The 24,808-nt window shown below is 68.7% G+C and carries 18 protein-coding genes and 1 pseudogene; 6 read left to right on the forward strand and 13 right to left on the reverse strand.

What is annotated here, in order from left to right; all coding sequences use genetic code 11:
• The first annotated feature begins 102 nt into the window (after window positions 1-102).
• The 3 genes from yaaA to queF all read left to right on the forward strand — a co-directional run bounded on the left by yaaA (window position 103) and on the right by queF (window position 2,718).
• Complete coding sequence (yaaA, locus tag B2J89_RS16440) at window positions 103-879, forward strand: peroxide stress protein YaaA (protein ID WP_169170120.1); 777 nt, start codon at window positions 103-105, stop codon at window positions 877-879.
• Window positions 880-899: 20 nt separating this feature from the next.
• Complete coding sequence (locus tag B2J89_RS16445; RefSeq protein WP_169170104.1) at window positions 900-1,805, forward strand: 2OG-Fe(II) oxygenase; 906 nt, start codon at window positions 900-902, stop codon at window positions 1,803-1,805.
• Between the two features lie 67 nt (window positions 1,806-1,872).
• A complete protein-coding gene (queF, locus tag B2J89_RS16450) occupies window positions 1,873-2,718 on the forward strand; it encodes an NADPH-dependent 7-cyano-7-deazaguanine reductase QueF (protein WP_169170105.1) in 846 nt (281 codons plus the stop codon).
• A 27-nt stretch (window positions 2,719-2,745) separates the two neighbouring features.
• Here the strand turns inward: queF and B2J89_RS16455 are convergent, their stop codons facing one another.
• Both B2J89_RS16455 and dinB read right to left on the reverse strand, forming a co-directional pair.
• Window positions 2,746-4,308, reverse strand: a complete 1,563-nt coding sequence (locus B2J89_RS16455; RefSeq protein ID WP_169170106.1) for a PAS domain-containing methyl-accepting chemotaxis protein — start codon at window positions 4,306-4,308, stop codon at window positions 2,746-2,748.
• Between the two features lie 101 nt (window positions 4,309-4,409).
• Window positions 4,410-5,594 (reverse strand): DNA polymerase IV, encoded by a 1,185-nt coding sequence (gene dinB / locus B2J89_RS16460; RefSeq protein WP_169170121.1) that lies wholly within the window; start codon window positions 5,592-5,594, stop codon window positions 4,410-4,412.
• Window positions 5,595-5,791: 197 nt separating this feature from the next.
• On the opposite strand from dinB, the gene B2J89_RS16465 reads away from it, so the two are divergent.
• Complete coding sequence (locus B2J89_RS16465; protein WP_169170107.1) at window positions 5,792-6,688, forward strand: c-type cytochrome; 897 nt, start codon at window positions 5,792-5,794, stop codon at window positions 6,686-6,688.
• Between the two features lie 147 nt (window positions 6,689-6,835).
• On the opposite strand, the gene B2J89_RS16470 is transcribed toward B2J89_RS16465, so the two are convergent.
• The 9 genes from B2J89_RS16470 to B2J89_RS16510 all read right to left on the reverse strand — a co-directional run bounded on the left by B2J89_RS16470 (window position 6,836) and on the right by B2J89_RS16510 (window position 19,114).
• Window positions 6,836-7,999, reverse strand: coding sequence for an alpha-hydroxy acid oxidase (locus B2J89_RS16470; RefSeq protein WP_169170108.1), 1,164 nt, complete (start codon window positions 7,997-7,999; stop codon window positions 6,836-6,838).
• A gap of 244 nt (window positions 8,000-8,243) precedes the next feature.
• Window positions 8,244-10,499 (reverse strand): diguanylate cyclase domain-containing protein, encoded by a 2,256-nt coding sequence (locus B2J89_RS16475; protein ID WP_169170109.1) that lies wholly within the window; start codon window positions 10,497-10,499, stop codon window positions 8,244-8,246.
• Window positions 10,500-10,690: 191 nt separating this feature from the next.
• On the reverse strand, window positions 10,691-11,563 hold the full coding sequence (locus B2J89_RS16480) for a methylglyoxal synthase (RefSeq protein WP_169170110.1): 873 nt from the start codon (window positions 11,561-11,563) through the stop codon (window positions 10,691-10,693).
• A 115-nt stretch (window positions 11,564-11,678) separates the two neighbouring features.
• On the reverse strand, window positions 11,679-12,554 hold the full coding sequence (locus tag B2J89_RS16485; protein ID WP_169170111.1) for an endonuclease/exonuclease/phosphatase family protein: 876 nt from the start codon (window positions 12,552-12,554) through the stop codon (window positions 11,679-11,681).
• Window positions 12,555-12,651: 97 nt separating this feature from the next.
• Window positions 12,652-13,500, reverse strand: a complete 849-nt coding sequence (locus B2J89_RS16490; protein WP_169170112.1) for a carbohydrate ABC transporter permease — start codon at window positions 13,498-13,500, stop codon at window positions 12,652-12,654.
• Complete coding sequence (locus B2J89_RS16495; protein WP_169170113.1) at window positions 13,497-14,399, reverse strand: carbohydrate ABC transporter permease; 903 nt, start codon at window positions 14,397-14,399, stop codon at window positions 13,497-13,499. The genes B2J89_RS16490 and B2J89_RS16495 overlap by 4 nt, the downstream gene beginning before the upstream one ends.
• 7 nt (window positions 14,400-14,406) lie before the next feature.
• Entirely contained in the window at window positions 14,407-15,705 is a 1,299-nt protein-coding gene (locus tag B2J89_RS16500; RefSeq protein WP_169170114.1) for an ABC transporter substrate-binding protein, read from the reverse strand.
• 114 nt (window positions 15,706-15,819) lie between these two features.
• On the reverse strand, window positions 15,820-16,845 hold the full coding sequence (locus tag B2J89_RS16505; RefSeq protein ID WP_169170115.1) for an ABC transporter ATP-binding protein: 1,026 nt from the start codon (window positions 16,843-16,845) through the stop codon (window positions 15,820-15,822).
• A gap of 154 nt (window positions 16,846-16,999) precedes the next feature.
• Window positions 17,000-19,114, reverse strand: a complete 2,115-nt coding sequence (locus B2J89_RS16510; protein ID WP_169170116.1) for a BCCT family transporter — start codon at window positions 19,112-19,114, stop codon at window positions 17,000-17,002.
• A gap of 325 nt (window positions 19,115-19,439) precedes the next feature.
• On the opposite strand from B2J89_RS16510, the gene B2J89_RS16515 reads away from it, so the two are divergent.
• Window positions 19,440-21,560: a catalase gene (locus B2J89_RS16515; RefSeq protein WP_169170117.1), complete on the forward strand. Its 2,121-nt coding sequence runs from the start codon at window positions 19,440-19,442 to the stop codon at window positions 21,558-21,560.
• 170 nt (window positions 21,561-21,730) lie between these two features.
• Here the strand turns inward: B2J89_RS16515 and B2J89_RS16520 are convergent, their stop codons facing one another.
• Together B2J89_RS16520 and argH are read right to left on the reverse strand one after the other, a co-directional pair.
• Entirely contained in the window at window positions 21,731-22,720 is a 990-nt protein-coding gene (locus B2J89_RS16520) for a Bug family tripartite tricarboxylate transporter substrate binding protein (RefSeq protein ID WP_169170118.1), read from the reverse strand.
• A 198-nt stretch (window positions 22,721-22,918) separates the two neighbouring features.
• Entirely contained in the window at window positions 22,919-24,376 is a 1,458-nt protein-coding gene (argH, locus tag B2J89_RS16525; protein WP_169170119.1) for an argininosuccinate lyase, read from the reverse strand.
• Between the two features lie 51 nt (window positions 24,377-24,427).
• On the opposite strand from argH, the pseudogene B2J89_RS16530 reads away from it, so the two are divergent.
• Window positions 24,428-24,808 (forward strand): annotated as a pseudogene (locus B2J89_RS16530) (sensor histidine kinase); the annotation flags it as partial.

Here is a 24,808-nt window from a genome sequence, read left to right on the forward strand (position 1 = left end):
CCCCTAGCCTTGGCCCCTGTCCAAGGCCTTGTCGATAATGGCCGGCGCCTCGCGCCGGCCATTTTTCATTCACGACCGAGATTGATGGACTCCACGCCCGCCATGCTGTTGCTGCTCTCTCCCGCCAAATCCCTGGACTACGACACGCCCCTGCCCCAAGGCCTGGGCCATACGCTGCCGCAGTTCATCCCCGAGGCCGCCGCCCTCATCGAAGTGCTGCGCCAGAAGGCGCCGCAGGATATCGCAACGCTGATGAAAATCAGCGACCCGCTGGCCGCGCTGAATGTGGCGCGCTACCAGGCCTGGACGCCCGAATTTTCGGCCCGCAACGCGCGCCAAGCCGTGCTGGCCTTCAACGGCGACGTGTACGAGGGCCTGCAGGCGCAGACGCTGGGCCGTGCCGACCTGGCATGGGCGCAGCAGCATGTCGCCATCTTGAGCGGCCTGTACGGCGTGCTTCGGCCGCTCGACTGGATGCAGCCCTACCGGCTGGAGATGGGCACGCGCCTGGCCACGGCGGCAGGGGCCAACCTCTACCAGTTCTGGGGCACGCAGATTGCCGAGCACCTGAACGCCCGACTGCAGGAGGCGGCGCACCCCTGGCTGCTCAACCTGGCATCGCAGGAATACTTCAAGGCCGTGGACCGCAAGGCGCTGCAGGCCCGCGTCATCGAATGCGTGTTCGAAGACTGGAAAGGCAGCGGCTACAAGATCATCAGCTTCTACGCCAAGCGCGCACGCGGCCTGATGGCGCGCTACGCGATCGAACAGCGCATCCAGCGGCCGCGCCATCTCGAAGCCTTCGATGCCGAAGGCTATGCCTTCGACGCCAGCGCCTCCGCGCCCGACCGGCTCGTCTTCCGGCGCCGGGGGGCTTGAAACCTGTTCAAAATAGCGCCATGGCACACCGCAACCGCCCCAGCGCCGGCCGCAGCCGCCCGGCCTCCACCCGCAGCACCGCGCCCGCCGTCACCCCCGCGCTGCGCGAATGGATCATTGCCCAGGCCCAGGCCAACGTCGCCGCGCCCGCCTTGCTGCAGTCCATGCAGGACGCGGGCTGGGCCGAAGACGTGGCCATGGAGGCGCTCGAATCCACCCTGCGCGAGCACCTCAGCGGCGTCGCCGAGCAGCAGGGCCTGCCGCCCGCGGTGCCGGTGCCCGAGCCCGCGCTGCAGACCTCGCCTGCGCGCATCGACGTGGGCGACCGCCAGGTCGACGTGCTGGTGTCGCTGGCGCTGCCGCGCCTGGTGGTGTTTGCCAACCTGCTGTCGGCCGAGGAATGCGAGGCGCTGATCGATGCGGCACGCCCGCGCATGGCGCGTTCTCTCACGGTGGCCACGCGCACCGGCGGCGAAGAGGTCAACGGCGACCGCACCAGCCGCGGCATGTTCTTTCCGCGGGGCGACACCGCCGTGGTGCGCACGCTCGAAGCGCGCATTGCCAAGCTCGTGCACTGGCCCGTCGAAAACGGTGAAGGCCTGCAGGTGCTGCATTACCCCCCTGGCGCCGAATACAAGCCGCATTACGACTACTTCGATCCGACCGAGCCAGGCACGCCGACCCTGCTGCGCCGCGGCGGCCAGCGCGTGGCGACGCTGCTGGTCTACCTCAACACCCCGACCGAAGGCGGTGGCACCACCTTCCCGCACGCGCACATGGAGGTGGCGGCGCAGCGCGGCAATGCGGTATTTTTCAGCTACGAGCGCCCGCACCCCGACACGCGCACACTGCATGGCGGCGCCCCCGTGCTGAGCGGCGAGAAGTGGATCGCCACCAAATGGCTGCGCGAGCGCGAATTCAACTAAAACAACCTCCAGCCCTTGCCCTGCAAGCGCCTGAAGCTACCATTTACATAGCATCAAAGAGCAAGCCATGGACACGCCAGAACACTCCCCGCTGGGCAAGGCATCGGCCTATGCGGACCAGTACGACGCCACACTGCTGTTTCCCATTCCCCGCGCCGGCAAGCGCGCCGAGCTCGGCATCGACGGTGCGCCGCCGTTTTTCGGCGCCGACCTGTGGACCGCGTTCGAGCTCTCGTGGCTCAACCTGCGCGGCAAGCCGCAGGTGGCGCTGGCGCACATCACCGTGCCGTGCGAGACACCGAATATCGTCGAGAGCAAGTCGTTCAAGCTCTACCTCAACAGCTTCAACAACACGCGCTTTGCCGATGCCGCCGAAGTGCAGGCGCGCATCCGCGCCGACGTGAGCGAGGCCGCCTGGCGCGGCGCCGCGCACCCGGCGACGGTGGGCGTCAAGCTGCTGCTGCCCGAAGCGTTTGACCGCGAGCCGGTGCACGAACTCGACGGCCTGAACCTCGACCGGCTCGACATCGAATGCACGCGGTACGAACCGGCGCCCGAACTGCTGACGGCGCAGTTCGACGAAGCGCCGGTCAGCGAAGTGCTGGTCAGCCACCTGCTCAAGAGCAACTGTCTGGTCACCGGCCAGCCCGACTGGGGCAGCGTGCAGATCCGCTACAGCGGCCCGCAGATCGACCAGGAGCGCCTGCTGCAGTACCTGGTGAGTTTCCGCAACCACAACGAGTTCCACGAGCAGTGCGTGGAGCGCATCTTCATGGACGTCTGGACGCGCTGCCGGCCCATCAAGCTGGCCGTGTACGCGCGCTACACGCGCCGCGGCGGTCTCGACATCAACCCGCTGCGCACCAGCCACCCGCAGCAGCTGCCGGCGAACACGCGCACCGCGCGGCAGTAAACCACAGGCCCGGCGCGCGTGCCGGAATCAGGCCATGTGAAAGACCTGCACCGAGCGCGACAGGGCCGTCGAGTTGCCCTGCAGCACGTCGGCCGAGGCCGCCGTCTGCTCGACCAGGGCTGCGTTCTGCTGGGTCATGGTCTCCAGGTGGGTCACAGCCTCGTTGGCCTGGCCGATGCCGATCGACTGCTCGGTCGTAGCATGGCTGATGTGGCGCACCAGCTCGCTCACGCGCGAGACCGACGCCACCACCTCGGCAATGGTCTGGCCGGCCTCGGCCATCTGGCGCGAGCCCTCGGCCACCTGCGTGACCGAGGTGCCGATCAGCGCGCGGATCTCCTTGGCGGCACTGGCGCTGCGCTGCGCCAGGCCGCGCACTTCGCCCGCCACCACGGCAAAGCCGCGGCCCTGCTCTCCCGCGCGCGCGGCCTCCACGGCCGCGTTGAGCGCCAGCAGGTTGGTCTGGAACGCAATGCCCTCGATCACCGAGATGATCTCGCTGACCTGGCGCGACGACTGCTCGATGGCCTGCATGGCCTGGCCGACCTGCTGCACGGCGTGGCCGCCGCGGCGCGCCACCTCGGCGCTTTGCGCGCTGTCGCCCGAGACCTGGGCCGCCGTGTCGGCCGTCTGGCGCACCGTGCCCGAGAGCTCCTCCATGGCCGCGGCCGTCTGCTCCAGGCTGCTCGCCTGGGCCTCGGTGCGCGCGCGCAGGTCGTTCCCGCCCTGAGCAATTTCCGCGGTCGAGCGCATGAAACCGGCGATTTCGGCGCGCACATCGCCCACGACGGCGCGCAGGTTGACCTGGATCTGCTGCAGGTTGCGCGCCAGCCCGCCCATCGACGGTGCGAACTGGCCGACGTCAAAGGACGTGCTCAGGTTGCACGCGGCGATGTCGCAGGCGAAGCGCTCGGCCGCCTGCAGGCCTTGCACCATGCGCGCATGGAACCAGGCCAGCACGGCCAGCTGGCCCGCCAGCAGCAGCGCCAGCGCCGCGCCCCAGGCCAGGGGCGCGGGCAGGTCCAGCGCGTGCGGCAGCATGCCCAGGCCCACCACACCCAACAGCATCAGGCCCAGCGTGTACGTGGCCGGGAGCCCGCCCAGGCGCTGCAGCACGCCGCGCAGGCCCGGGTGGCTCACGCGCCCGCCCACCAGGCGCACGCCCTTGGGCTGCTCGGCAGCATCGCGGCGCAGCTGTGCGTACAAGGCCTCGGCCTCGCGCACCTGTTCGCGCGTGGGCTTGGTGCGCACCGACATGTAGCCGCGCGGCTTGCCCCCTTCCATGATGGGCGTGACATTGGCCTGCACCCAGTAAAAGCCGCCGTCCTTGCGCCGGTTCTTCACCAACCCGGTCCAGGCCCGGCCGCGGCCGATGGTGGACCACAGGTCCTTGTAGGCCTGCGGCGGCATGTCGGGGTGGCGGATCAGGTTGTGCGGCTGGCCGATGAGTTCGTGGTGCGCAAAGCCGCTGGCATCCGTGAAGGCGGCGTTGCAGTGGGTGATGCGGCCCTGGGTGTCGGTGGTGGACACCAGCATGCTCTCCGCCGGAAAGTCGTATTCATCGGATGTCACGGGCAAATTGACGCGCATGCGGGGGGCTTCCTCTGTAAATGAAAAAGTCCCCGCCAGCGGGGACAACCCTCCACTTTACTGCTTGATACATATCAATGAGCCGCCCTCCCCCGAATGGCTCAGAACAGCGGTGCGGTATAGGGGTCGGCCCGCTGGGCGGAACGCAGCGGCTGCGCCGCGCGGGCGTCCGGGCCGGTGGCGCTGGACAGCGACCCGACGCGCACGCCCAGCAGGCGCAGGCGCTGGGTCAGCGGCACGCGCTTGAGGCACTGGCCGGCCACGCGGCGGAGGGTGGCGGCCTCGTCGGTGGGCAGCGCCACCGTCTGGTCGCGCGTGACGCTGCGAAAGTCGTCGTAGCGCAGCTTGATGCCAATGGTGCGGCCCACATAGCCCTTGCGCTGCAGGTCCTGGGCGACGCGCTCGCACAGGTCGGTGAAGATACGCCCGAGCTCAGCGCGGTCGTGCACGGCGTGCAGGTCGCGCTCGAACGTGGTCTCGCGGCTCATGCTCACGGGCTCGCTCTCGGTCACCACGGGCCGCTCGTCGCGCCCCCAGGCGACCGCATGCAGCCAGGCGCCGGTGGCCTTGCCAAACTGCTGCACCAGCCAGGCGGGCGACTGCGCGGCCAGCTCGCCAATGGTGTGGATGCCGTGGCGCGCCAGCTTCTCGCCGGCCTTGGGGCCGATGCCGTTGACCTTGCGGCAGGCCAGCGGCCACACCCGCGTCGGCAGGTCGGCCTCGTGCAGGACGCAGATGCCGTTGGGCTTGTGGAATTCGCTGGCCATTTTGGCCAGCAGCTTGTTCGGTGCCACGCCGATCGAGCAGGTCAGGCCCGTGGCGTTGAAGATGCTTTGCTGGATCAGCCGCGCCAGCACGCGCCCGCCCTCGCGCTGGCCGCCGGGCACGGCGGTGAAGTCGATGTAGACCTCGTCCACGCCGCGGTCCTCCATGACCGGCGCGATGTCGGTGACGATCTCCTTGAAACGGCGCGAATAGCGCCGGTACTCGGCGAAATCGACCGGCAGCAAAATCGCCTGCGGGCACAGGCGCGCCGCCTTCATCGTCCCCATGGCCGAGCCCACGCCGAACTGCCGCGCGGCATAGGTGGCGGTGGTGATCACGCCGCGCCCCGCGTAGCCGGCCAGGCGCGGGAACGCCGCCACCGGAATGTCCTGCAGCGGCGTATCGGCATAACGCGCGCGCAGCGCCGCGTCGAGCGCGCTGCGGCCGCCGCCAATGACCACGGGCAGGCCCTGGAGCTGCGGGTAGCGCAGCAGCTCGACGGACGCGTAGAACGCATCCATGTCGAGGTGGGCAATGCGGCGCGGGGCGGGCACGGGGTCGGTGTCACTCACCCCGGCATTGTCGCTGCGCGCGGGCCCGCGCGGCCCGCGGGCCGGGCAACGGCAGGACCGGCTGCCCCCTTTTCGGCGCACGCCATTGGGATGACAATGGCCGTCCGTTGCGCGGTGCAACGGGGTCCCCGCAGGAGGTGCGCCTTATGCAACGCTGGATCCAATGGACCGTTGGCGGCTTCGCGCTGCTCGCAGTGGCCGCGGCCGCCACCTTCGGCGCAGGCCTGTCGCTGGCGGAACGCAAGCGCCAGCGCACGGTCGCCGTCCCACCCTACCCGATTGCCTATACCACGGACCCCCAGGCGCTCGCGCGCGGCCGCTACCTCTACGAAACGCGGGGCTGCACCGACTGCCATGGCCTGCAGGGCACGGGGCGCAGCTTTGTGCAGGACGGCAAGGGCACGCACATCGCCGGGCCCAACATCACGGCGGCCGGCGTGGTCGCGCAGTTCCGTCCCGAGGACTGGGAGCGCGCCATCCGCCACGGCGTGACCCGCGACGGCCGACCGCTGCTGGTCATGCCCAGCGAGGACTACCACCGCCTGACCGATATCGATCTCTCGGCCCTGGTGTCGTATGTGCGCAGCCTGCCGCCGCAGGCCGGCGGCCAGGCCCGTGTGGAGTTTCCAAAGCCGGTCTGGGTGCTGTACGGCCTGGGCCTGATCCCCGATGCGGCCGGGCGCATCGACCACCAGCTGCCACCGGCCCAGCCCGTGGCGGCCGGGGTGAATGCCGCGCATGGCCGCTACATCGCCAACATGTGCATCGGCTGCCACGGCGCCGGCCTCTCGGGCGGCAAGATTCCCGGCGGCCCGCCCGACTGGCCGCCGGCCGCCAACCTCACGCCCGGCGCGGGCAGCGCCATGGTGCGCTACCCCGATGCCGCGCGCTTCGTGGCCATGCTGCGCTCGGGCCAGCGCCCCGACGGCAGCGCCATCCAGGTGATGCCGTTCGAGTCGATCGGCAAGCTCAACGACGTGGACGCGCAAGCGCTCTACGCCTACCTGCAGACGGTGCCGGCGCAAGCGGCCGGCCAGCGCTGAAGCGGGCCAGGCACCACCACGCCATTTGGGGTGATTTAGGCCCAAAACGTTGGTACAGCATGCGCAAGCAGCTACGAAATAAGGAGCAACTTCAGGCCGCCGCCGGACACCCCGCCAGGGGCGCGCCAGCGGGGCGCCGGCGCCTGCTCAGGCCTCGGGGTAGGTGCCGGGCAGCAGGATGCTGCGGTCCACGGTGTTGATGTCGGTGTGGCCGCAGAACGCCATGGTGGTGTCCAGCTCCCGCTGGATGATCTGCAGCGCGCGCGCCACGCCCGCTTCGCCGTGGGCGCCCAGACCATACAGGAAGCTGCGCCCGATCATCGTGCCGTGCGCGCCCAGCGCGCGCGCCTTGAGCACGTCCTGGCCGCTGCGGATGCCGCCGTCCATCCAGACCTCGATGTCCCGGCCCACCGCCGCGGCGATCGCCGGCAGCGCAGCGATCGACGAGGGCGCGCCGTCGAGCTGGCGCCCGCCGTGGTTGCTGACGATGAGCGCGTCGGCGCCGCTGTCGGCGGCCAGGCGCGCATCCTCGGCATCCATGATGCCCTTCAAGATCAGCTTGCCGCCCCAGCGTTTCTTGATCCATTCGACGTCGCCCCAGTTGAGCTCGGGGTCGAACTGCTCGGCCGTCCACGACGACAGCGACGACAGGTCGCCCACGCCCTTGGCGTGGCCGACGATGTTGCCGAAGCTGCGCCGCTGCGTGCCGAGGATGCCCATGCACCAGCGCGGCTTGGTCGCCAGATTGAGGAGGTTGGCCAGCGTGGGCTTGGGAGGCGTGGACAGCCCGTTCTTGATGTCCTTGTGGCGCTGGCCGAGGATCTGCAGGTCGAGCGTGAGCTGCAGCGCCGAGCAGCCGGCGGCCTTGGCGCGGTCGATCAGGCGCTCGATGAAGTCGCGGTCGCGCATCACATAGAGCTGGAACCAGAAGCCCGGCCCGGCGTGCCGGGCCACGTCTTCGATCGAGCAGATGCTCATGGTCGAGAGCGTGAACGGAATGCCGAAGGCCTGGGCGGCGCGCGCGCCGAGGATTTCGCCGTCGGCGTGCTGCATGCCCGTCAGGCCCGTGGGCGCGATGGCCACGGGCATGGCCACGTCCTGGCCGATCATGGTGCTGCGCGTGCTGCGCCCGGTCATGTTCACGGCCACGCGCTGGCGCAGCTTGATGTACTGGAAGTCGGCTTCGTTGGCGCGGTAGGTGCCTTCGGTGTACGAGCCCGAATCGGCATAGTCGTAGAACATGCGCGGCACGCGGCGCTGGGCCAGCACGCGCAGGTCCTCGATGCAGGTGATTTTGGACAGGTCGGGCATGCAGGGCTCCTTGGGTGGTATGGGCGGGACGGGCGTCTGTGCGGCAGACTTCAGGCCCGCCATGGTAGAGAGTGGGCCGCGGCGGGGCCATCAAAATAATTTGCGCGCTGCTGCAACAAATTTCCTTGCCGCGCAGCGCCGCCCCGGCCGGGCGGGCAAGGATTTGGGTCCAAAGCGGCAGAAACGCTTTCTGCGCATGCGCATAAAGCTCTTCTTTTCATAGCAAACCCGGCACCCGCACGCGTCAGCGGACCAGCCTGTGCGCGCCGTTCGGCGCGAACAGGCGAAACTGCAGCCGCCCCTGGCGCTTGGCGGCGTACATGGCGGCGTCGGCGCAGCGCGCCAGTGCCTCGAAGGTCTCGCCGTCCTGCGGGAACAGCGCAATGCCGCCGCTCATGCCGATCTGCACGGGCTGGCCTTCGAGCAGGAAAGCTTCCTCGCACACCGCCAGGATCTTGCGCGCCACAGGGCCCACCGTGTCGGCGCTGCCGATGCCGGGCAGCAGCACCACGAACTCGTCGCCGCCCTGGCGCGAGACCGTGTCGGAAGCGCGCGTGGCCTCCTGCAGGCGGCGCGCGAACTGGACCAGCAGGTGGTCGCCCGCGTCGTGGCCTAGGCGGTCGTTGACCTGCTTGAAGCCGTCGAGGTCCAGGTAGATCACCGCCAGGCCCTGGCGTTCACGCCGCGCCTGCGCCAGGGCCTGGCGCGCGCGGTCCTGCAGCAGCACGCGGTTGGGCAGGTCGGTCAGTGCGTCGTACTGCGCCAGGTGCGCCATGCGCTGGGCCATGGCGACGCTTTCGGTGACATCGTGCAGCACCATCACGGCGCCGGTGACCTGGCCATGCCGGTCGGCGATGGGGCTGGCCGACTCCTCCACGTCAAAGCGCTGGCCGTCGCCGCGCTGCAGCACCACGCCGCGCGTGGGCCCGAGCGGGCGGACTTCCGCCAGGGCATGGCGCAGCGGGCTGGGCTGCACCGCCGCGCCGCCGGGCAGGTGCAGCGGCACCACGTCGTCGACGTCGCGGCCGGCCGCGTCGAACGCCTGCCAGCCGGTCATGCGCTCGGCCACGGGGTTGAGGTAGCTCACGCGGCCCTGGGCGTCGGTGCAGACCACGGCATCGCCGATCGATTGCAGCGTCAGGCGCATGCGCTCCTTTTCCTCGAACAGCTCGCCCTCCATGCGCTTGCGCTCGGTGATATCGGTCACCTGCACGAAGATGCCGCGCACGGCGCTGCCGTCGAAGTCGGGCACGTACGAGGCGATGCTGTGGCGCTCCGCGCCGTACGCGTCGACGACGGTGCGCTCGAACAGCTGCGCGTGGCCTTGCAGCGCCTGCTCGAGGTAGGGCAGGCTCTTGGCATACAGCGCCTCGCCGAGCAGCTCGCGCATCGACAGCTGCTTGAGCTTTTCGGGCCCGACGCCAAACCAGTCCACGTAGGCGTGGTTGGCAAAGCGGTTGTGCAGATCGGCATCCCAGTAGCCGATCATGGACGGCACGTTGTCGAGGATGGTGCGCAGGTCGCGCTCGGCCTGCGCCAGCCGCACGCCCACCTGCTGGCGCCGCTGCAGCTCGCGCGCAAACAGCGCGGCCAGGCCCACGCAGCCCAGCATCAGCACCAGCGCGAAGCTGCCCAGCACCCAGGCATTGCGGCGCCAGTCGGCCAGCACGGTGTCCACCGCCTGGGCGACGTTCAGCGCCAGCGGGTAGTCCCCGACATGGCGGAACGCGTACTGGCGCGGCACGCCGTCGAGCACGGCGGTGCCCTTGAAGGTGCCGCTGCGCGCGGCCTGCACGGCGCGCATGTTGGCCGTGCCCGCCAGGCTCTTGCCCACGAGGCCGTCGCTGTCCGGAAAGCGCGTGACGACGGTGCCGTCGACGCGCAGCAGGGTCACGCTGCTTTGCGGCCCCAGGTTCAGCTGCGCGAATAGGCCGTTGAAGTGCTCCAGGCGCACGATGCCGACCACCACGCCGGCAAAGTGGCCGTCGGCGCCGTAATAGGCGCGCGCCAGTGGCAGGCTGTATTCGCCCGAGAGCCGGCCGCGCACCGGCACGCCGATGAACAGGCCCGTGTGGGCGCCGCCCTGGAAGACGCGGAAATAGTCGCGGTCGGCCAGATTGGCCTGCCGCGCCGGCGCGCTGCCCGAGTCGATGACGATGTGGCCTTCGGCGTCGAGCACCAGCACGCCGCCCACGCCGCTCAGGCGCAGCGAATTGTCAAACAGCAGCTTGTCGCGCAGCGCCGCCGGCAGCGCCATCGCGGCAGGGTTGCCCAGCTCATGCACCACGCCCTGCAGCGAATGGTCCAGTGCGCCCACCGTGCGCCCGATGGCCTGGTCCAGCGTGTACGCCAGGTTGACGCTGGTGCGCTCGGCAAAGCGCTGCTGGTCGTCGCGCAGGGTCCAGATCGCGCGCGCGAACAAGGCGCCAATGGCCAGGGACAGCAGCAGGGCCAGCACGATCAGGCGGCGCGGAAAAGGCGGGGAAACGGACGAAGGCATGAAATTACTTCGAATTGTAAAATGCCCGGTCCAGGCCCCAGCGTGCCCCGCCAGCGCGCGCGCCTGGCATCAAGGCACCGCCCCACGCCCGCCCACCTTGGATCTTGCAGCGCCGCCCGCCGGGCACCGTGTGGGGCAATGCTGCGACAGACCGCCCTGGGAGGGCGGTGCCGCCCCGTCCGCGGCCGGCGTCAGCGGCTGGCGCGCAGGCGCGCCGCATCGCACCAGCGCTGCGCCACCTGGGGGGTCGTGGCGCACACCGCATCGTGCGTGGCGGTGGTCACGGCGCGTTCGAGCAGCTGGATGTCGGCCTCGTGCTGGCGCGCCACATGCGGGTCCTCGAAAAAGATGGCGCGGTGGCAGCGGCGCTCGAGCACCAGGTTGGCGATCTGCGCGTCGCCGCCCAGCGGCCCGCTTTTGAAGCGGTCCACCCAGGGCTGTCCCGCGGGCCAGCCGCGGCCCCAGGCCAGCTCGTTGAGGCGCTGGCCCGTGGTGCCCGTGGCCACGCGCCTGTGGTACCGCGACAGCAGCGCGAAGTTGCGGTCGGCAAAGTCGAGCATGGCGCCCTTCATCGCATCGTGGGCGATCAGCGCCAGCGTCTGGGCGCCGTAGTCGTGGAAGCGGTCGGCATTGCGGTCGCGTGGCAGGCCGGCGTGGATGCGCTCCATTTCGACCCAGTCGCGCGCGCTGGCCACGGTGGAGATGAAGGGCTTGCCGTGGATCACGCACTGGCGCTTGAGCGCGAGGGCCTCGGGGAAGATGGACGACGGGTCCACCGGGTCGATGAGGTAGATGGCGCCATCGAGCGTGCGGCCCTCATCCTCCATGCCCACCACCTCGGCCACCAGCTTCATCAGGCCGCCCTCGCGCCCATAGGGGTAGCGCACCAGGGGAAGGTAGCCCTGCAGCAGGCCCGCGGTGGCGATCGCGTCGTGCGTGCGGCCCACGGCGTGCAGGCCCAGGCGCAGTTCGCGGATGCCCGCCTCGCAGGCGCGCAGGAAGGCGAACAGCGCGGCGTCTTCGGTGTGGTGGTGCAGGCGGTTGGCGGCAAGACCTATCAGCATGGTGGGGCAACGGCTTTCAAGCAGGGAGGGTGGGAAGTGGATGCGCCGAGCATAGAACGGCGCCTTGAACGCCTGCGCCCGCGCCTGCCGAACAGGGCAAGCCAGCGCCGCAGCGCTAACCGAGGGTGAGCAGCACGGGCTGGTGGTCCGATGCCTGCGTGGCGCCATCGACGCGCACCGCCTGCACCGCGCCCTGGAGCGAGTCGCTGACCCAGGCGAAATCGCAGGCCACGGCCTCGGGGCCGTACTGGCGGTCGAACACGCAGAAGGTGGGCGGCTGCTGCGTGCCAGGGTGCCGCAGCCGCCACGCGTCCCACAGCGGCACCGCGCCAGCGGCGCCCCAGCCTGCGGCCTCGGCCGGCGACAGCGGGGCCGCCAGGGCCGCGTATTCGGGCTCATGGGCCTGCAGGTTGAAGTCGCCGCACAGCACCGCATGCGGCGTGTGGGCCTTGGTCTGGAACGGCGAGCCATCGCTGGCTGCTTGCGGCGGGCACGCCGCCTGCGCACAGGCCTGCAGGTGCAAGGCGCGCAGCGCCAGGGCCTGGGCCATGCGCTGCGGTTTGGAAAAATACTCAAGGTGGGTGGTCATGATGCGCACCGCGCCCAGCTGGGCATCCTGCACGGTGAGCACGCTGCACATGCGCGGCATGCTGCGCACCCCCGCGTCCGGCGGGTACGGCAGTGCGTGGTGCTGCACCTGCAACACCGGCAGGCGCGTGGCGATCAGGTTGCCAAAGCGCTGGCGGCCGGCGCTGGTCCATTCGTCCACCGCGGCGCCGAAGAACAGCTGCCAGCCCGCGGGCAGCAGCGCCTGCACCTCGGCAACCTGGTCGCCCGGCGCGCCCGGCAGACCGGGGTAGTGGACGGCAATCTCCTGCAGGCAGAGCACGTCCACATCGCCCAGCGCCAGCGCGTGCTGCACGGCGCGCGCCACATCCACCCGGCCGTCCAGGCCGCGGCACCACTGGGTGTTCCAGGTCACAAGTTGCATCGGGTCTTCCGCGCCGCCATGGGGGCACAATCCATCAAAATCAATAGCTGCCAGCACTTTCTGGGCAAGCGCTGGAGGCCATTTTCATTCAAAAACATCACTTGATGCCGGCGCGCATGAAGCTCTGCACGAACTGGCGCTGGAACAGGATGAAGGCGATCAGAAGCGGCGCGGTGGACATCAGCGTGGCCGCCGTGATGATCGACCATTCGACGCCCTGCTCGACCGACGAGAACACCTGCAGCCCGACGGTGAGCGGGCGCGATTCCACGCTGTTGGTGATGATCAGCGGCCACAGGAAGTTGTTCCAGTGAAAGCTCACCGACACCAGCGCGAACGCGGTGTACACGGGCCGCGCCAGCGGCACATACACGCGCCAGAGGATCTGCAGCGCACTCGCCCCTTCCACGCGCGCGGCCTCGTCGAGCTCCTTCGGAATGCCCAGGAAGGTCTGGCGCAGCAAAAAGATCGCGAAGGCCGAGGCAAAATACGGCAGGCCGATGGCCACCAGCGTGTCCACCAGGCCCAGGGCACCCATGGTCTTGTAGTTTTCGACCAGCAGGATGTCCGGCATGATCATCAGCTGCACCAGCACCAGCGCGAACGCGACGTTCTTGCCGCGGAACTCGTAGCGCGCAAAGGCATAGGCCGCCAAGGTGGACAGCACCAGCTGCGCGCACAGGATGAGGGTCACCAGCACCATGGTGTTGAGGAAGTAGCGCGCAAAGGGCGCTGCCTCCCAGGCGCGGCGGAAGTTGTCGAGCGTCCAGGGCGCGGCCAAGTCAAAGCGTGTGGCGTATTCGCTCGGGTGGAATGCGGTCCAGAACGCATAGGCCAGCGGCAGAATCCACAGGATGGCCAGCACCCAGGCGGCCAGCGTATCCAGCCACGTGGCGCCATAGATGTCGGGCCCGCGCTGCGCGGAGGTGGCAACGGCGCTGGTCATTGGTAGTGCACCTTTTTGTCGAGCACGAAGAACTGCACCAGCGCCACGCTGGCCAGCACCACGACCAGCACCACGGTGATGGCGGCGGCATAGCCCGTGTCCCAGAACTTGAATCCGACCTCGTACAGGTGGTACAGCAGCAGCGTGGAGGCGTTGTTCGGCCCGCCGCGCGTCAGGATGAAGATGTGGTCCACCAGCCGGAAGGCATTGATCACCGCGTTAACCAGCACGAACAGCGTGGTCGGCATGAGCAGCGGCCACTGCACGCGGCGGAAGAAATACCAGCGCGAGGCACCCTCGATGGCCGCGGCTTCCTTGAGGCTGGGGTTCAGCGTCTGCAGCGCGGCCAGGTAGAAGATCATGAAGAATCCCGCCTCCTTCCACACGGCCACCAGCGTCACGCTGGCCAGCGCCGTTCCCGGGTCACCGAGCCAGTTGTGCGACGGCAGGCCGAAGGCGCCGGTGATCTGTTCGAGCAGCCCGTACTGCGGCGTGTAGAAGAACAGCCAGATATTGGCCACGGCGATCATGGGCAGCACCGTGGGCGTGAAGTAGGCCATGCGCAGCAGCGTGCGCCCGGCCATGCGCTCGTTGACCCACACGGCCATGAGCAGCGCCAGGCCGATGGACAGCGGAATCGTCACGCCCGCGAACCACAGGTTGTTGCGCACGGCCTGCCAGAACACCGGGTCGTCGGCCATCACCGCGTAGTTTTCCAACCCCACCCACTGGGCGGCCTGGCCGGCGCGCGGGGTGGAAAAGAAGCTGTCGATCAGCGTGGCCACGGCGGGCCAGTGCGTGAACGCCACCAGAAGGACCAAGGCCGGAAGCAGCAGCAGCCAGGCATGCACCGCACGCTGGCTGCTGCCCGCATCCGGCGTGATGTGCATCGCCGGCATGGGTGGCTTACTTGTAGCTGCGCAGAATGCGGTCGGCCTCGCGCTGCGCGTCCTTCATGGCCTGCGCCGAGGTCTTGGTGCCATTGAGCGCAGCCTGGATGGCGTCGTTGAGCACCTTGGTCACGCGCTGGTTGTCGTGCGTCGAGAATTCGGCCACCGACACGGGCAACTGGTCACGCGCCACCAGCGCCTGGGGGAAATCCTGGCCGTACTTCTTGAGGGTGGGCGTGTCGTAGGCGGCCTGTGAGACGGCCACGTAGCCGCTGTCCATGCTCCACTGCGCCGCGCGCTCGGGCTGGGTGACCCACTTGGCGAACTCGAAGGCGGCCTGCTGCTGTTCCTTGGGCGCCTTCTTGAAGATGTAGAAGTTGCCGCCGCCCGTGGGCGAGCCGCCCTTGCGCACGTTGCCCGCAATCTGCGCCACGCCAAAGTCGAACTTGGCGTTGTTCTTCACGTTGGTCAGGTTGCCCGTCGTGGTGATGATGATCGCGGCCTTCTTCTCAAAGAAGTCCTTGGGTGTCGTGCCCCACTCCACCACGCCCTTGGGGTGCACGCCGTCCTTGGTCAGGTTGACCCAGTAGTCCAGCGCCTCGATGACCTTGGGGTTGTCGAAGGTGACCTTGGTGCCGGCTTCGTTGGCCAGCAGCACGTCGTTGGGCGTGGTCAGAGTCTGCAGCATCCAGTAGGCAAAGCCGGTCGACGGGATCTGGATGCCGTACTGCGTGACGTTGCCGCTGGCGTCTTTCTTGGTCAGCTTCCTGGCGGCCTCGGACAGCTCCTTCCAGGTGGCGGGCGCCTTGTTCGGGTCCAATCCCGCTTCCTTGAACGCTTCCTTGTTGTAGTACATGACCACGGTGGAGCGCTGGAACGGAATGCCCCAGGTCTTGCCGCCCGTCTGGCTGTTGGCCATGAAGGCGGGGTAGAAGCCCTTGAGCCAGGCCTTGTCGGCATCGGTCTTGACGAAGCCGTCGATCGGCGCAATGGCGTCTTCATCAATCAGCGTGAACATGTCGGTGGACAGCAGCACGGACGTGGCCGGCGCCTTGCCCGATTTGTGGGCCGTCAGGGCCTTGACGATGGTTTCCTGGTAGGTGCCCGCATAGATCGGCGTGACGTTGTACTGCGGATGGGTTTTGTTGAACTCGGCCGCGAAGCCGTCGACCACCTTGGTGATGGGCCCGCCCACCGCCACCGGGTAGTAGAACGGCACCTCGAGCGGCGTTTGCGCGAAGGCGCTGCCAGCGCACAGGGTGAGCGCAGCGACCGCGGGGGCGGCCAAGGTCTTCAGAAACATCTTGCGTTGCATGGGTGAACTCCGGGGTATCAACGTTGTAGTAAAGAGGAAAAGCCATGCCCGTCCGCATAGGCCATGGCGGTGGCAGGGGTGAAGGACATCGGTCTCGCAGCGGCAGTGGCCGCGTCAGGCCGCGATGCGCCGCCCGTCGGCATCGAACACATGCTGGTCGTGTGGCTGCCAGCGCAAGTGCACAGCGGTGCCCTGCACCGACGGCGCCTGGTGGCCCGGCGCGCGCACCGTGATGAATTCGGTGCCTACAGCGCAGCGCAGCACGGCATCCGCGCCGAGGTACTCCTGGCTGTGCACGACGGCGGCCACCCCGTCGTCGGCGAGCGCCACGGCCTCGGGGCGCAGGCCCAGCCAGTGCGCGTGCGCGGCGGCGACCGGGCGGTCGGTCCCGGCGATGCGGCCCTGGTCGAGCCGCATGAGGTTCATGGGCGGCGTGCCGATGAAGCGCGCGGCGAACGTCGTGGCCGGCTCGGCATACAGGCCGCGCGGCGCGGCGCACTGCTCGACCCGCCCCCGGTTCAGCAGCACCACCTGGTCGGCCATGCTCATGGCTTCGGTCTGGTCGTGCGTCACGTAGACCACGGTCAAGCCCAGGCGCTGCTGCAGTTCGCGCAGTTCGGTGCGCATTTCCTGGCGCAGCTGGGCGTCCAGGTTGGACAGCGGCTCATCCATCAAGCACACGCGCGCCTGCGCCACCAGGGCGCGCCCGAGCGCCACGCGCTGCTGCTGCCCGCCCGACAGCTGCGCGGGCCGGCGCTCGAGCAGGTGCGACAACCCCAGCATGTCGGCCGCCTGCGCCACACGCTGCGCTGCCTCTGCCTTGGGCAGCTTGCGCACCGACAGGCCAAAGCCGATGTTCTGCGCCACGCTCAGGTGCGGAAACAGCGCGTAGTTCTGGAACACCATCGCAATGCCGCGCTGCGCCGGTGGCCGATGGGTCACGTCGTGCCCGTCAATGAGCACGCGCCCCGTGGTGGCCGACTCCAGCCCCGCAATGATGCGCAGCGTGGTCGATTTGCCGCATCCCGAAGGGCCCAGCAGCACGCAGAAGGAGCCCGGCTCAATGCGCAAGCTCATGGACTGCAGTGCCGTGGTCGTCCCCCAGGACTTGCCGACCGCGTCGATTTCAATCAGTGACATCGCCCCAGTGTAGGCAGCGGATATGACGGCGGTGTTACGGTTTTTGCAGGGTTTTCCAGAGGACTGTGTCTGTCATATGACAGTGCCATGCGGCCCCAGCGTGCGATGGCGAATGCGCGCAGCGAGACCGGTTGCGCGACGGCTGTGCGGCATGTCAGCCGGGCTCGGTGTGACCAGGCGCGCGGTTGAGCAGCTGCGCGCGCTCGTCGGCCAGCACGGTGCGGTGGCGCTCGTAGTGGCGCAGGATGTCGACGATGATTTCCTCGCGCCGCAGGTACTGGACGTCGTAGCCCAGGCGCCCGTCGGCAAAGAAAGTCATCGGCGCATACACCTCTTCACGCTGGCCCGAGCGCGCCGCCTCGCGCACCAGGTACACCGGCACCGGGCGGTGCACGGCCTTGACGCCGTAGACGAAGTCGCGCATCTGCGGATCGGGCAGCGTCAGGCGCACCAGGTCGGTCGCGCCCTCTTGGGCCTGTGGTGCCAGATTCTCGAGCACATCGGCCTCGACGCCGCGCTCGCGCAGCTCGCGCGCCACGTCGTGCATGGCCGGCAGCACGGTGGCGTGCAAAAACTGGCGCACGTCGGCTTCGGTGGTCTCGTGCACGATCTGCGCCAGGCGCCGGCGCCAGTGCTGGCCGCTCCAGAAGTTGGTGGCAGGCGCCAGGTCCTGCATGGCATGCGCCCGGTCGGCCACCAGCCCGCGCCACAGGCCATAGCACAGCACCAGCATGATCAGCGCCACCGGCAGCGCGGCCACCAGCGTCATCGCCTGCAGCGCTTTGAGGCCGCCGGCCAGCAGCAGCACCGCCGCCGTCACGCCCAGCACCACGGCCCAGAACAGGCGCTGCCACACGGGCGAGCGCGGGTCGCCGCGCGAGGCGATGGCATCGACGACATAGGCGCCCGAGTCGGCCGAGGTGATGAAGAACACTCCGATCAGCAGGATGGCCAGCCACGACACGGCATTGGTCCACGGCAGGTACTCGAAAAAGCGGAACAGCAAAGCGTCTACGTTGCCGACGGTTTGCGCCAGCGCGCCGTGGGCAATGTGCGTGTCCACCCAGATGGCGCCGTTGCCGAAGGCCGTCATCCACAGCAGGTTGAAGGCCGTGGGCACGAGCAGCACGCCAATGACGAACTCGCGGATGGTGCGCCCGCGCGAGATGCGCGCAATGAACATGCCAACAAACGGCGACCACGAGATCCACCAGGCCCAGTACAGGATCGTCCAGCCGCCGAACCAGCCCGGCTCGCGGCTGGGCTCGTAGGCAAAGGTGCGTAGCGACAGCTGCGCCAGGCTGGAGAGGTAGTTGCCGATGTTCTCGCTGAACGCCTGGAACAGGAACACCGTCGGGCCGGCCACGATCACGAACCCCAGCAGCACGAAAGACAGCGACAGGTTGAATTCGCTCAGGATGCGCACGCCCTTGTCCAGGCCCGAGACCGCCGAGAGGCCCGCCAGCAGCACCACCACGGCGATGATGCCGACCTGAAAGACCGGTGTGGACGTGTCCCAGCCCGTCACTTGGTGCAGGCCGGCGGCCAGCTGCAGCGCGCCGTAGCCCAGCGTGGTGGCAAGGCCGGCGATGGTGCCGACCACCGCAAAGGCATCCACCCCGTGGCCGATCGGGCCGTTGATGCGGTCTTTCAGCAGCGGGTACAGGCCCGAGCGCAGCGTCAGCGGCAGGTTGTAGCGAAAGCCGAAGTAGGCCAGCACCAGGCCCATGGTGCCGTACACCGCCCAGGCGTGGAAACCCCAGTGAAAGAAGGTCGACGCCAGCGCCTCACGCGCCGCCGCAGGGGTGCCGCCGATCTGCGTGGGGGGCTTGAGGTAGTGCTGCAGCGGCTCGCCGACGCCAAAGTACATCAGGCCGATGCCCATGCCGGCGGCAAACAGCATGGCCGTCCACGACACGAAGCTGAACTCGGGCACGGCGTCGTCCGGCCCCAGGCGGATGTCGCCATAGCGGCTGACCGCCACCAGCACCAGAAACACCAGAAACGCGGTGACTGCCACGGTGTAGAGCCAGTCGAAATGGCCCGTCACCCAAGCCTGCGCGCCCAAGAAAAAACGGTCGGCGCGCTGGGGAAACACACCGCAGAACACCAGCAGCACGCCCAGCACCAGCAGCGCTGGCACCACCACCTGCGGCGCCATCGTGGTGAAAGGTGCGCGCCCCGGCCCGGCCGGCGGCGGCGTGAATGGCGTGGCGGGCGGGGCGCCCGCGCCAGGCGGGGCGGCATTGGCAGAAGGTGTGTCAGGCATGCTGGGCCGATCTCGAAAGACAGAAGCAAGACGCAAACCCCAGCGCCAGGGTGCGGATGCTGAAACCAGGCCGAAAAAATGGCGCACAGCGCTTTATGGCACCCATTGGGTCGCGTAGCAAGCGCGCCGCTGCAGTGGCAAGCACCGTGCCACGGACGACTGCATGCCATGGGCATGAAACTTGCCCGGTGCTCCATCCGCGGACGCGCCCGCCCTGCCCCGACCCGGCGCCGACACGTGCATGGCGCGGTGTCCTACCCGCCGGGTACCGATGGCATCTGAAGATGGCGGCTGCCCCCTGACCTTCCTTTGAGGAGCGTTTCGCATGCCCAAGTCCCCACCCCCACGTCGCCATGCCAGCGGCACCCCTGCGGCCGCCTCGGCCGCCAATCCATCCAAGGCCCCCCACGGCGAAGGTGGCGAACTGCAGCAGCAGGCCGACGGCAGCCACCCGGTGCTGACCACGCAGCTGGGCATTGCCATTGCCGACAACCAGAATTCGCTGCGCGCCACGCCGAAGGGTCCCACGCTGCTGGAAGACTTCATCCTGCGCGAAAAAATCACCCACTTTGACCACGAGCGCATCCCCGAGCGCGTGGTGCATGCGCGCGGCTCGGGCGCGCACGGTTTTTTTGAACTGACCGAGTCGCTCGCGCAATACACCACGGCCAAGGTGCTCACCGAGGTCGGCAAGCAAACGCCGCTGTTTGCGCGCTTTTCCACCGTGGCCGGCGGCGCCGGCTCGGTCGACACGCCGCGCGATGTGCGCGGCTTTGCCGTCAAGTTCTACACCAGCGAAGGCAATTGGGACCTGGTGGGCAACAACATTCCGGTGTTCTTCATCCAGGACGCGATGAAATTTCCGGACCTGGTGCACGCGGTGAAGATGGAGCCCGACCGTGCATTCCCGCAAGCGGCGAGCGCGCACGACACCTTCTGGGACTTCATCTCGCTGATGCCCGAAGCCATGCACATGGTGATGTGGCAGATGAGCGACCGCACCCTTCCGCGCAGCCTGCGCATGATGGAAGGCTTTGGCATCCACTCGTTTCGCCTGCTCGACGCACAGGGCCGCAGCACCTTCGTCAAGTTCCACTGGCGCCCCAAGCTGGGTCTGCAGTCCACCGTGTGGGACGAGGCCCTGAAGCTCCAGGCCGCGGACAACGACTTTCACCGCCGCGACCTGTTTGAGGCCATCGAGGCCGGCAACTTCCCAGAATGGGAGCTGGCGGTGCAGCTGTTCACCGAAGACGAAGCGGCCAGCTTCCCGTTCGACCACCTCGACCCGACCAAGATCGTGCCCGAAGAGCTGGTGCCGCTCAAAACCATCGGCCGCATGGTGCTCAACCGCTGGCCCAACAACTTCTTTGCCGAAACCGAGCAGATCGCGTTCTGCCCGGCCAACGTGCCGCCCGGCATCGACTTCTCGAACGACCCGCTGCTGCAGGGGCGGCTGTTTTCGTACCTCGACACGCAGCTGATCCGCCTGGGCGGGCCGAACTTCACGCAGATCCCGGTCAACGCGCCGCAATGCCCGTTCCACAACCTGCAGCGCGACGGCCACATGCAGATGCGCCAGCCCCAGGGCCGGGTCAACTACGAGCCCAGCAGCCTGCAGCCCGACACGCCGCGGGCCTCGCAGGCCGTGGGCACGCGCGCCTTTGCCGAGCCCGCCGGCGACGGTGCCAAGGGCCGCGTGCGTGCCGAGAGCTTTGCCGACCACTTCAGCCAGGCGCGGATGTTCTACCGCAGCCAGAGCAAGGTCGAGCAGGCGCACCTGGCCTCGGCGCTGGTGTTCGAGCTGTCCAAGGTCGAGACAGTGCGCGTGCGCGAAGCCGTGGTGGGGCAGCTGCGCCACATTGACGAGACGCTGGCCCAGCGCGTGGCCGATGGCCTGGGCCTGAGCGCCCTGCCGCCGGCCCCGCCCGCCGCGGTGGCGCCGCAGGACCTGCCGCTCTCGCCCGCCACGGCGTTGATTGCGCGCATGAAAAACACGCTCAACGGCCGCTGCGTCGGCATTCTGGTGGCCGATGGCTCCAGCGCCAAATCCATCGCCGCGCTGCAGAAAGCCATTGAAAAGGAAGGCGCCAGCGTGAAGATCGTGGCGCCCAAGGTGGGCGGAGCGGTGCTCGACGATGGCAAGCACCTGAGCGCCGATGGGCAGCTGGCGGGCATGCCTTCGCCCCTTTTTGATGCCGTGGCGTCGGTGCTGGCGCCCGAACAAGGCGGCAAGCTGGCACGCGAAGCCGCAGCGGTGAACTGGTTCCGCGATGCGTTTGGCCACCTCAAGGCAATTGCCGCCTGCAAGGGCTCGCAGGCTATCGTGCAGGCTGCGGGCATCGAGCCTGACGCCGGCGTGCTCGACCCGTCCGACACCGCGGCCTTCGTTGCCGCCGCCAAGACGCGCCAGTGGGAGCGCGAACCCAAGCTGCGCACCCTCGCCTGAGAGCAGGCGCGGCGCCCGCGCGCCCCTGTTCGTTGGACCTGCCAAGGAGTATGGGACCGCCGCCCGAAGAGGTCAGACAGGTCGAGAGCGCCGTAGGTGCTTCGCGCGCCGAGCAGCAGCGCGACAGCCTGCTCTGAGCGCGCCGCGAGCGCGTTGGCCCGCGGCCTGCGTCACTGCGGCTGGAAGCCGCTGCCCTGGATGATGCGCGTCCACGCCTGGGTATAGGCGCGCTCGCGCGCGGCCAGCTGCTGCTGGGTCATGTAGTCCATGGTGAGGCCCAGGTCGGTGAGCTGCTTGCGCACCTCGGGCAGCAGCAGCACCTTCGAGACCGCGACCGACAGGCGGTTGAGCTCGCGCTGCGGCGTGCCCTTGGGCGCGTACAGGCCGTAATACGGCAGGTCTTCGAAGCCCTTGAGGCCGAGCTCAGAAAACGTCGGCACCTCGGGCATCGCGGCCTGGCGCTTGCCGCCCAGCACCGCCACCACGCGGATCTTGCCGGCCTTGTGGTTTTCGATGAAGACCTGCACCGAGCCCACGCCGGCCGCGATCTGGTTGCCCAGCATGTCGGCCACCATCGGGGCGCTGCCGCGGTAGGGCGCGGCCACCAAGTCGAGCTGGTATTTCTGGCCGATCAGTTGGACCAGAAACTCGGGCGTGGACGCCGGCGCCGGAATGCCCACTGCACCCTTGCCGCCGCCCTGCGCCTTGACCCAGTCCACGTAAGCACCAAAGTTCGGGGCCGGCGTGCCGCCCGAGACGGCAAAGGCGTTGACGAAGGTGGCGATGCCGGCCACGGGCACGAAGTCGCGCACCGGCTCGTAGCCGGGGTTGCGGGTGACCAGTGGCAGGATCGAGATGGTGTGGTCGTGCGAGAGGAACAGCGTGCGGCCGTCGGCGGGCGCGCCCTTGAGCGCCTGCGCCGCGATCTGGCCACCGGCGCCGGGACGGTTGTCGACCACCACGGGCGCGTGGATCTGGTCCTTGAGCTTGTCGGCCAGCAAGCGCGCGATCGCATCCGAGCCGCCCCCGGCCGGAAAACCGACCAGGATGCGCACGGGCTTGGCCGTCTGCGCCATGGCGGTGGACAAGGCCAGACCCGCGGCCAGGGCGCCGGCGCAGCGCAGGGCGCGCGCCAACAGGGTGCGACGTGAAGACAACATATCCGACTCCCTCCAGGAATGAAATGGATGAACACCAGCGCAGCACGATAGCCGCCTGCGCGCGGTGCGGCAGGGCGCGGCGGGCGCCGGCGCCCGTCCGTGCCCACGGCGGGCATCTTGCACTATGAAAAAGAGAGCTGCCAGCGCTTGCCAGGCAAGCGTCAGAGCCCTGTTTGGCTCAAACCGCTGCGCCAGCCCTCAACCCAGGCGCGCCTGGTGCCGCGCGATCTGCGCGCGCACCTGCGCCGGCGCGGTGCCGCCCAGCGTTTTGCGCGCGTTGAGCGAGCCGCGCAGGCTCAGCACTTCGTACACGTCTTTTTCGATCTGCGGGTGGAAGCCCTGCAGCACGGCCAGCGGCAGCTCCGACAGATCGCACGCGTGGGACACCGCCGCCTTGACCGCGTGGGCCACGGTTTCATGGGCGTCGCGGAACGGCAGGCCCTTCTTGACCAGGTAGTCGGCCAGGTCGGTGGCGGTGGCGTAGCCCTTCTTGGCGGCGTCTTCCATGGCCTGGGCGTTGACGGTGATGCCGCCCTCCTTCGCGCCCGTGGCCGGGTTCAGCTGTCCGCCGACCATCTCGGCGAAGATGCGCAGCGTGTCCTTCAAGGTGTCGACGGTGTCGAACAGCGGCTCCTTGTCTTCCTGGTTGTCCTTGTTGTAGGCCAGCGGCTGGCCCTTCATCAGCGTGATCAGGCCCATCAGGTGGCCGACCACGCGGCCGGTCTTGCCGCGTGCGAGTTCGGGCACGTCGGGATTCTTTTTCTGCGGCATGATCGACGAGCCGGTGGTGAAGCGGTCGGCGATCTTGATGAAGCCGAAGTTCTGGCTCATCCACAGGATCAGCTCTTCGCTGAAGCGGCTGATGTGCACCATGCACAGGCTCGCGGCAGCCGTGAACTCGATCGCGAAGTCGCGGTCGCTCACGGCGTCCAGGCTGTTCTGGCACACGCCGTCCATGCCCAGCGTGCGCGCCACGCGCTCGCGGTCGAGCGGGTAGGTGGTGCCGGCCAGCGCCGCGCTGCCCAGCGGCAGCACGTTGACGCGGCGGCGCACGTCCTGCATGCGCTCGGCATCGCGCGCAAACATTTCCACATAGGCCAGCAGGTGGTGGGCAAAGCTCACGGGCTGCGCCACCTGCAGGTGCGTGAAGCCGGGCAGGATCATGTCGACATTCTGGGCAGCGGTGTCGACCAGCGCCTTTTGCAGGTCGGTCAGCAGGCCACCGATCAGGTCGATCTCGCCGCGCAGCCACAGGCGCACGTCGGTCGCGACCTGGTCGTTGCGGCTGCGGCCGGTGTGCAGGCGCTTGCCGGCATCGCCCACGAGCTGCGTCAGGCGTGCCTCGATGTTCAGGTGCACGTCTTCGAGGTCGAGCTTCCAGTCAAAGCCGCCGGACTCGATCTCGGCGGTGATCTGCGCCATGCCGCGCTCGATGTCGGCATGGTCGCCCGCGCCGATGATGCCCTGCGCGGCCAGCATCTCGGCATGTGCGAGGCTGCCCGCGATGTCGGCCTGCCACAGCCGCTTGTCGAAGAACACGCTCGAGGTGTAGCGCTTGACCAGGTCGCTCATGGGCTCCGAGAAAAGCGCCGACCAGGCCTGCGCCTTGGTGTCGAGCTGGTTGTGGGACGGCGGCGGGGTGGAGCTGGTAGGCATGGTGGGGCAATAATCCGGTGGAACAGACACCCGGGACGCCCGGATGCCGCAATGCAAAACCCGCAAATTTTATCGACCCTGCCGCAAGATCTCGAATCCTTGCCTCCAAGGCCCCGCGCGCACGCCAAAGTGCGGCGCGCGCTGGTGTTCGACGCCTGCGAAGTCGGCGTGGTGCTGCGCGCCGTGCTGTTCGTCGAAACGGTGCTGGGCGTGGGCGCGATGTACGGGGCCGACACGCTGCTGGACTGGCTGGCGCGCCTGGCGCTGCTGACTGGCGGCGCCCTGCCCGCCACGCTGGCCTGGCTGGTGGCCGCCTGCAGCCTGAAGACGCTGCTGCAGCGCCTGGGCACGCGCGGCCAGTACGCGGCCGGTGTGGCGCTGGGGGCGCTGGCGGGCGCCTATGCCTGCGCCATGCTGGCGCTGGCCGGCGTG

The organism is Acidovorax sp. SRB_24, from assembly GCF_012931925.1.

Bases quoted from the DNA above. Each gene is read 5' to 3' on its own strand.
- yaaA (WP_169170120.1), top strand. From the start codon at position 103: ATGCTGTTGCTGCTCTCTCCCGCCAAATCCCTGGACTACGACACGCCC.
- B2J89_RS16445 (WP_169170104.1), top strand. From the start codon at position 900: ATGGCACACCGCAACCGCCCCAGCGCCGGCCGCAGCCGCCCGGCCTCC.
- queF (WP_169170105.1), top strand. From the start codon at position 1,873: ATGGACACGCCAGAACACTCCCCGCTGGGCAAGGCATCGGCCTATGCG.
- B2J89_RS16455 (WP_169170106.1), bottom strand. From the start codon at position 4,308: ATGCGCGTCAATTTGCCCGTGACATCCGATGAATACGACTTTCCGGCG.
- dinB (WP_169170121.1), bottom strand. From the start codon at position 5,594: ATGGATGCGTTCTACGCGTCCGTCGAGCTGCTGCGCTACCCGCAGCTC.
- B2J89_RS16465 (WP_169170107.1), top strand. From the start codon at position 5,792: ATGCAACGCTGGATCCAATGGACCGTTGGCGGCTTCGCGCTGCTCGCA.
- B2J89_RS16470 (WP_169170108.1), bottom strand. From the start codon at position 7,999: ATGCCCGACCTGTCCAAAATCACCTGCATCGAGGACCTGCGCGTGCTG.
- B2J89_RS16475 (WP_169170109.1), bottom strand. From the start codon at position 10,499: ATGCCTTCGTCCGTTTCCCCGCCTTTTCCGCGCCGCCTGATCGTGCTG.
- B2J89_RS16480 (WP_169170110.1), bottom strand. From the start codon at position 11,563: ATGCTGATAGGTCTTGCCGCCAACCGCCTGCACCACCACACCGAAGAC.
- B2J89_RS16485 (WP_169170111.1), bottom strand. From the start codon at position 12,554: ATGCAACTTGTGACCTGGAACACCCAGTGGTGCCGCGGCCTGGACGGC.
- B2J89_RS16490 (WP_169170112.1), bottom strand. From the start codon at position 13,500: ATGACCAGCGCCGTTGCCACCTCCGCGCAGCGCGGGCCCGACATCTAT.
- B2J89_RS16495 (WP_169170113.1), bottom strand. From the start codon at position 14,399: ATGCCGGCGATGCACATCACGCCGGATGCGGGCAGCAGCCAGCGTGCG.
- B2J89_RS16500 (WP_169170114.1), bottom strand. From the start codon at position 15,705: ATGCAACGCAAGATGTTTCTGAAGACCTTGGCCGCCCCCGCGGTCGCT.
- B2J89_RS16505 (WP_169170115.1), bottom strand. From the start codon at position 16,845: ATGTCACTGATTGAAATCGACGCGGTCGGCAAGTCCTGGGGGACGACC.
- B2J89_RS16510 (WP_169170116.1), bottom strand. From the start codon at position 19,114: ATGCCTGACACACCTTCTGCCAATGCCGCCCCGCCTGGCGCGGGCGCC.
- B2J89_RS16515 (WP_169170117.1), top strand. From the start codon at position 19,440: ATGCCCAAGTCCCCACCCCCACGTCGCCATGCCAGCGGCACCCCTGCG.
- B2J89_RS16520 (WP_169170118.1), bottom strand. From the start codon at position 22,720: ATGTTGTCTTCACGTCGCACCCTGTTGGCGCGCGCCCTGCGCTGCGCC.
- argH (WP_169170119.1), bottom strand. From the start codon at position 24,376: ATGCCTACCAGCTCCACCCCGCCGCCGTCCCACAACCAGCTCGACACC.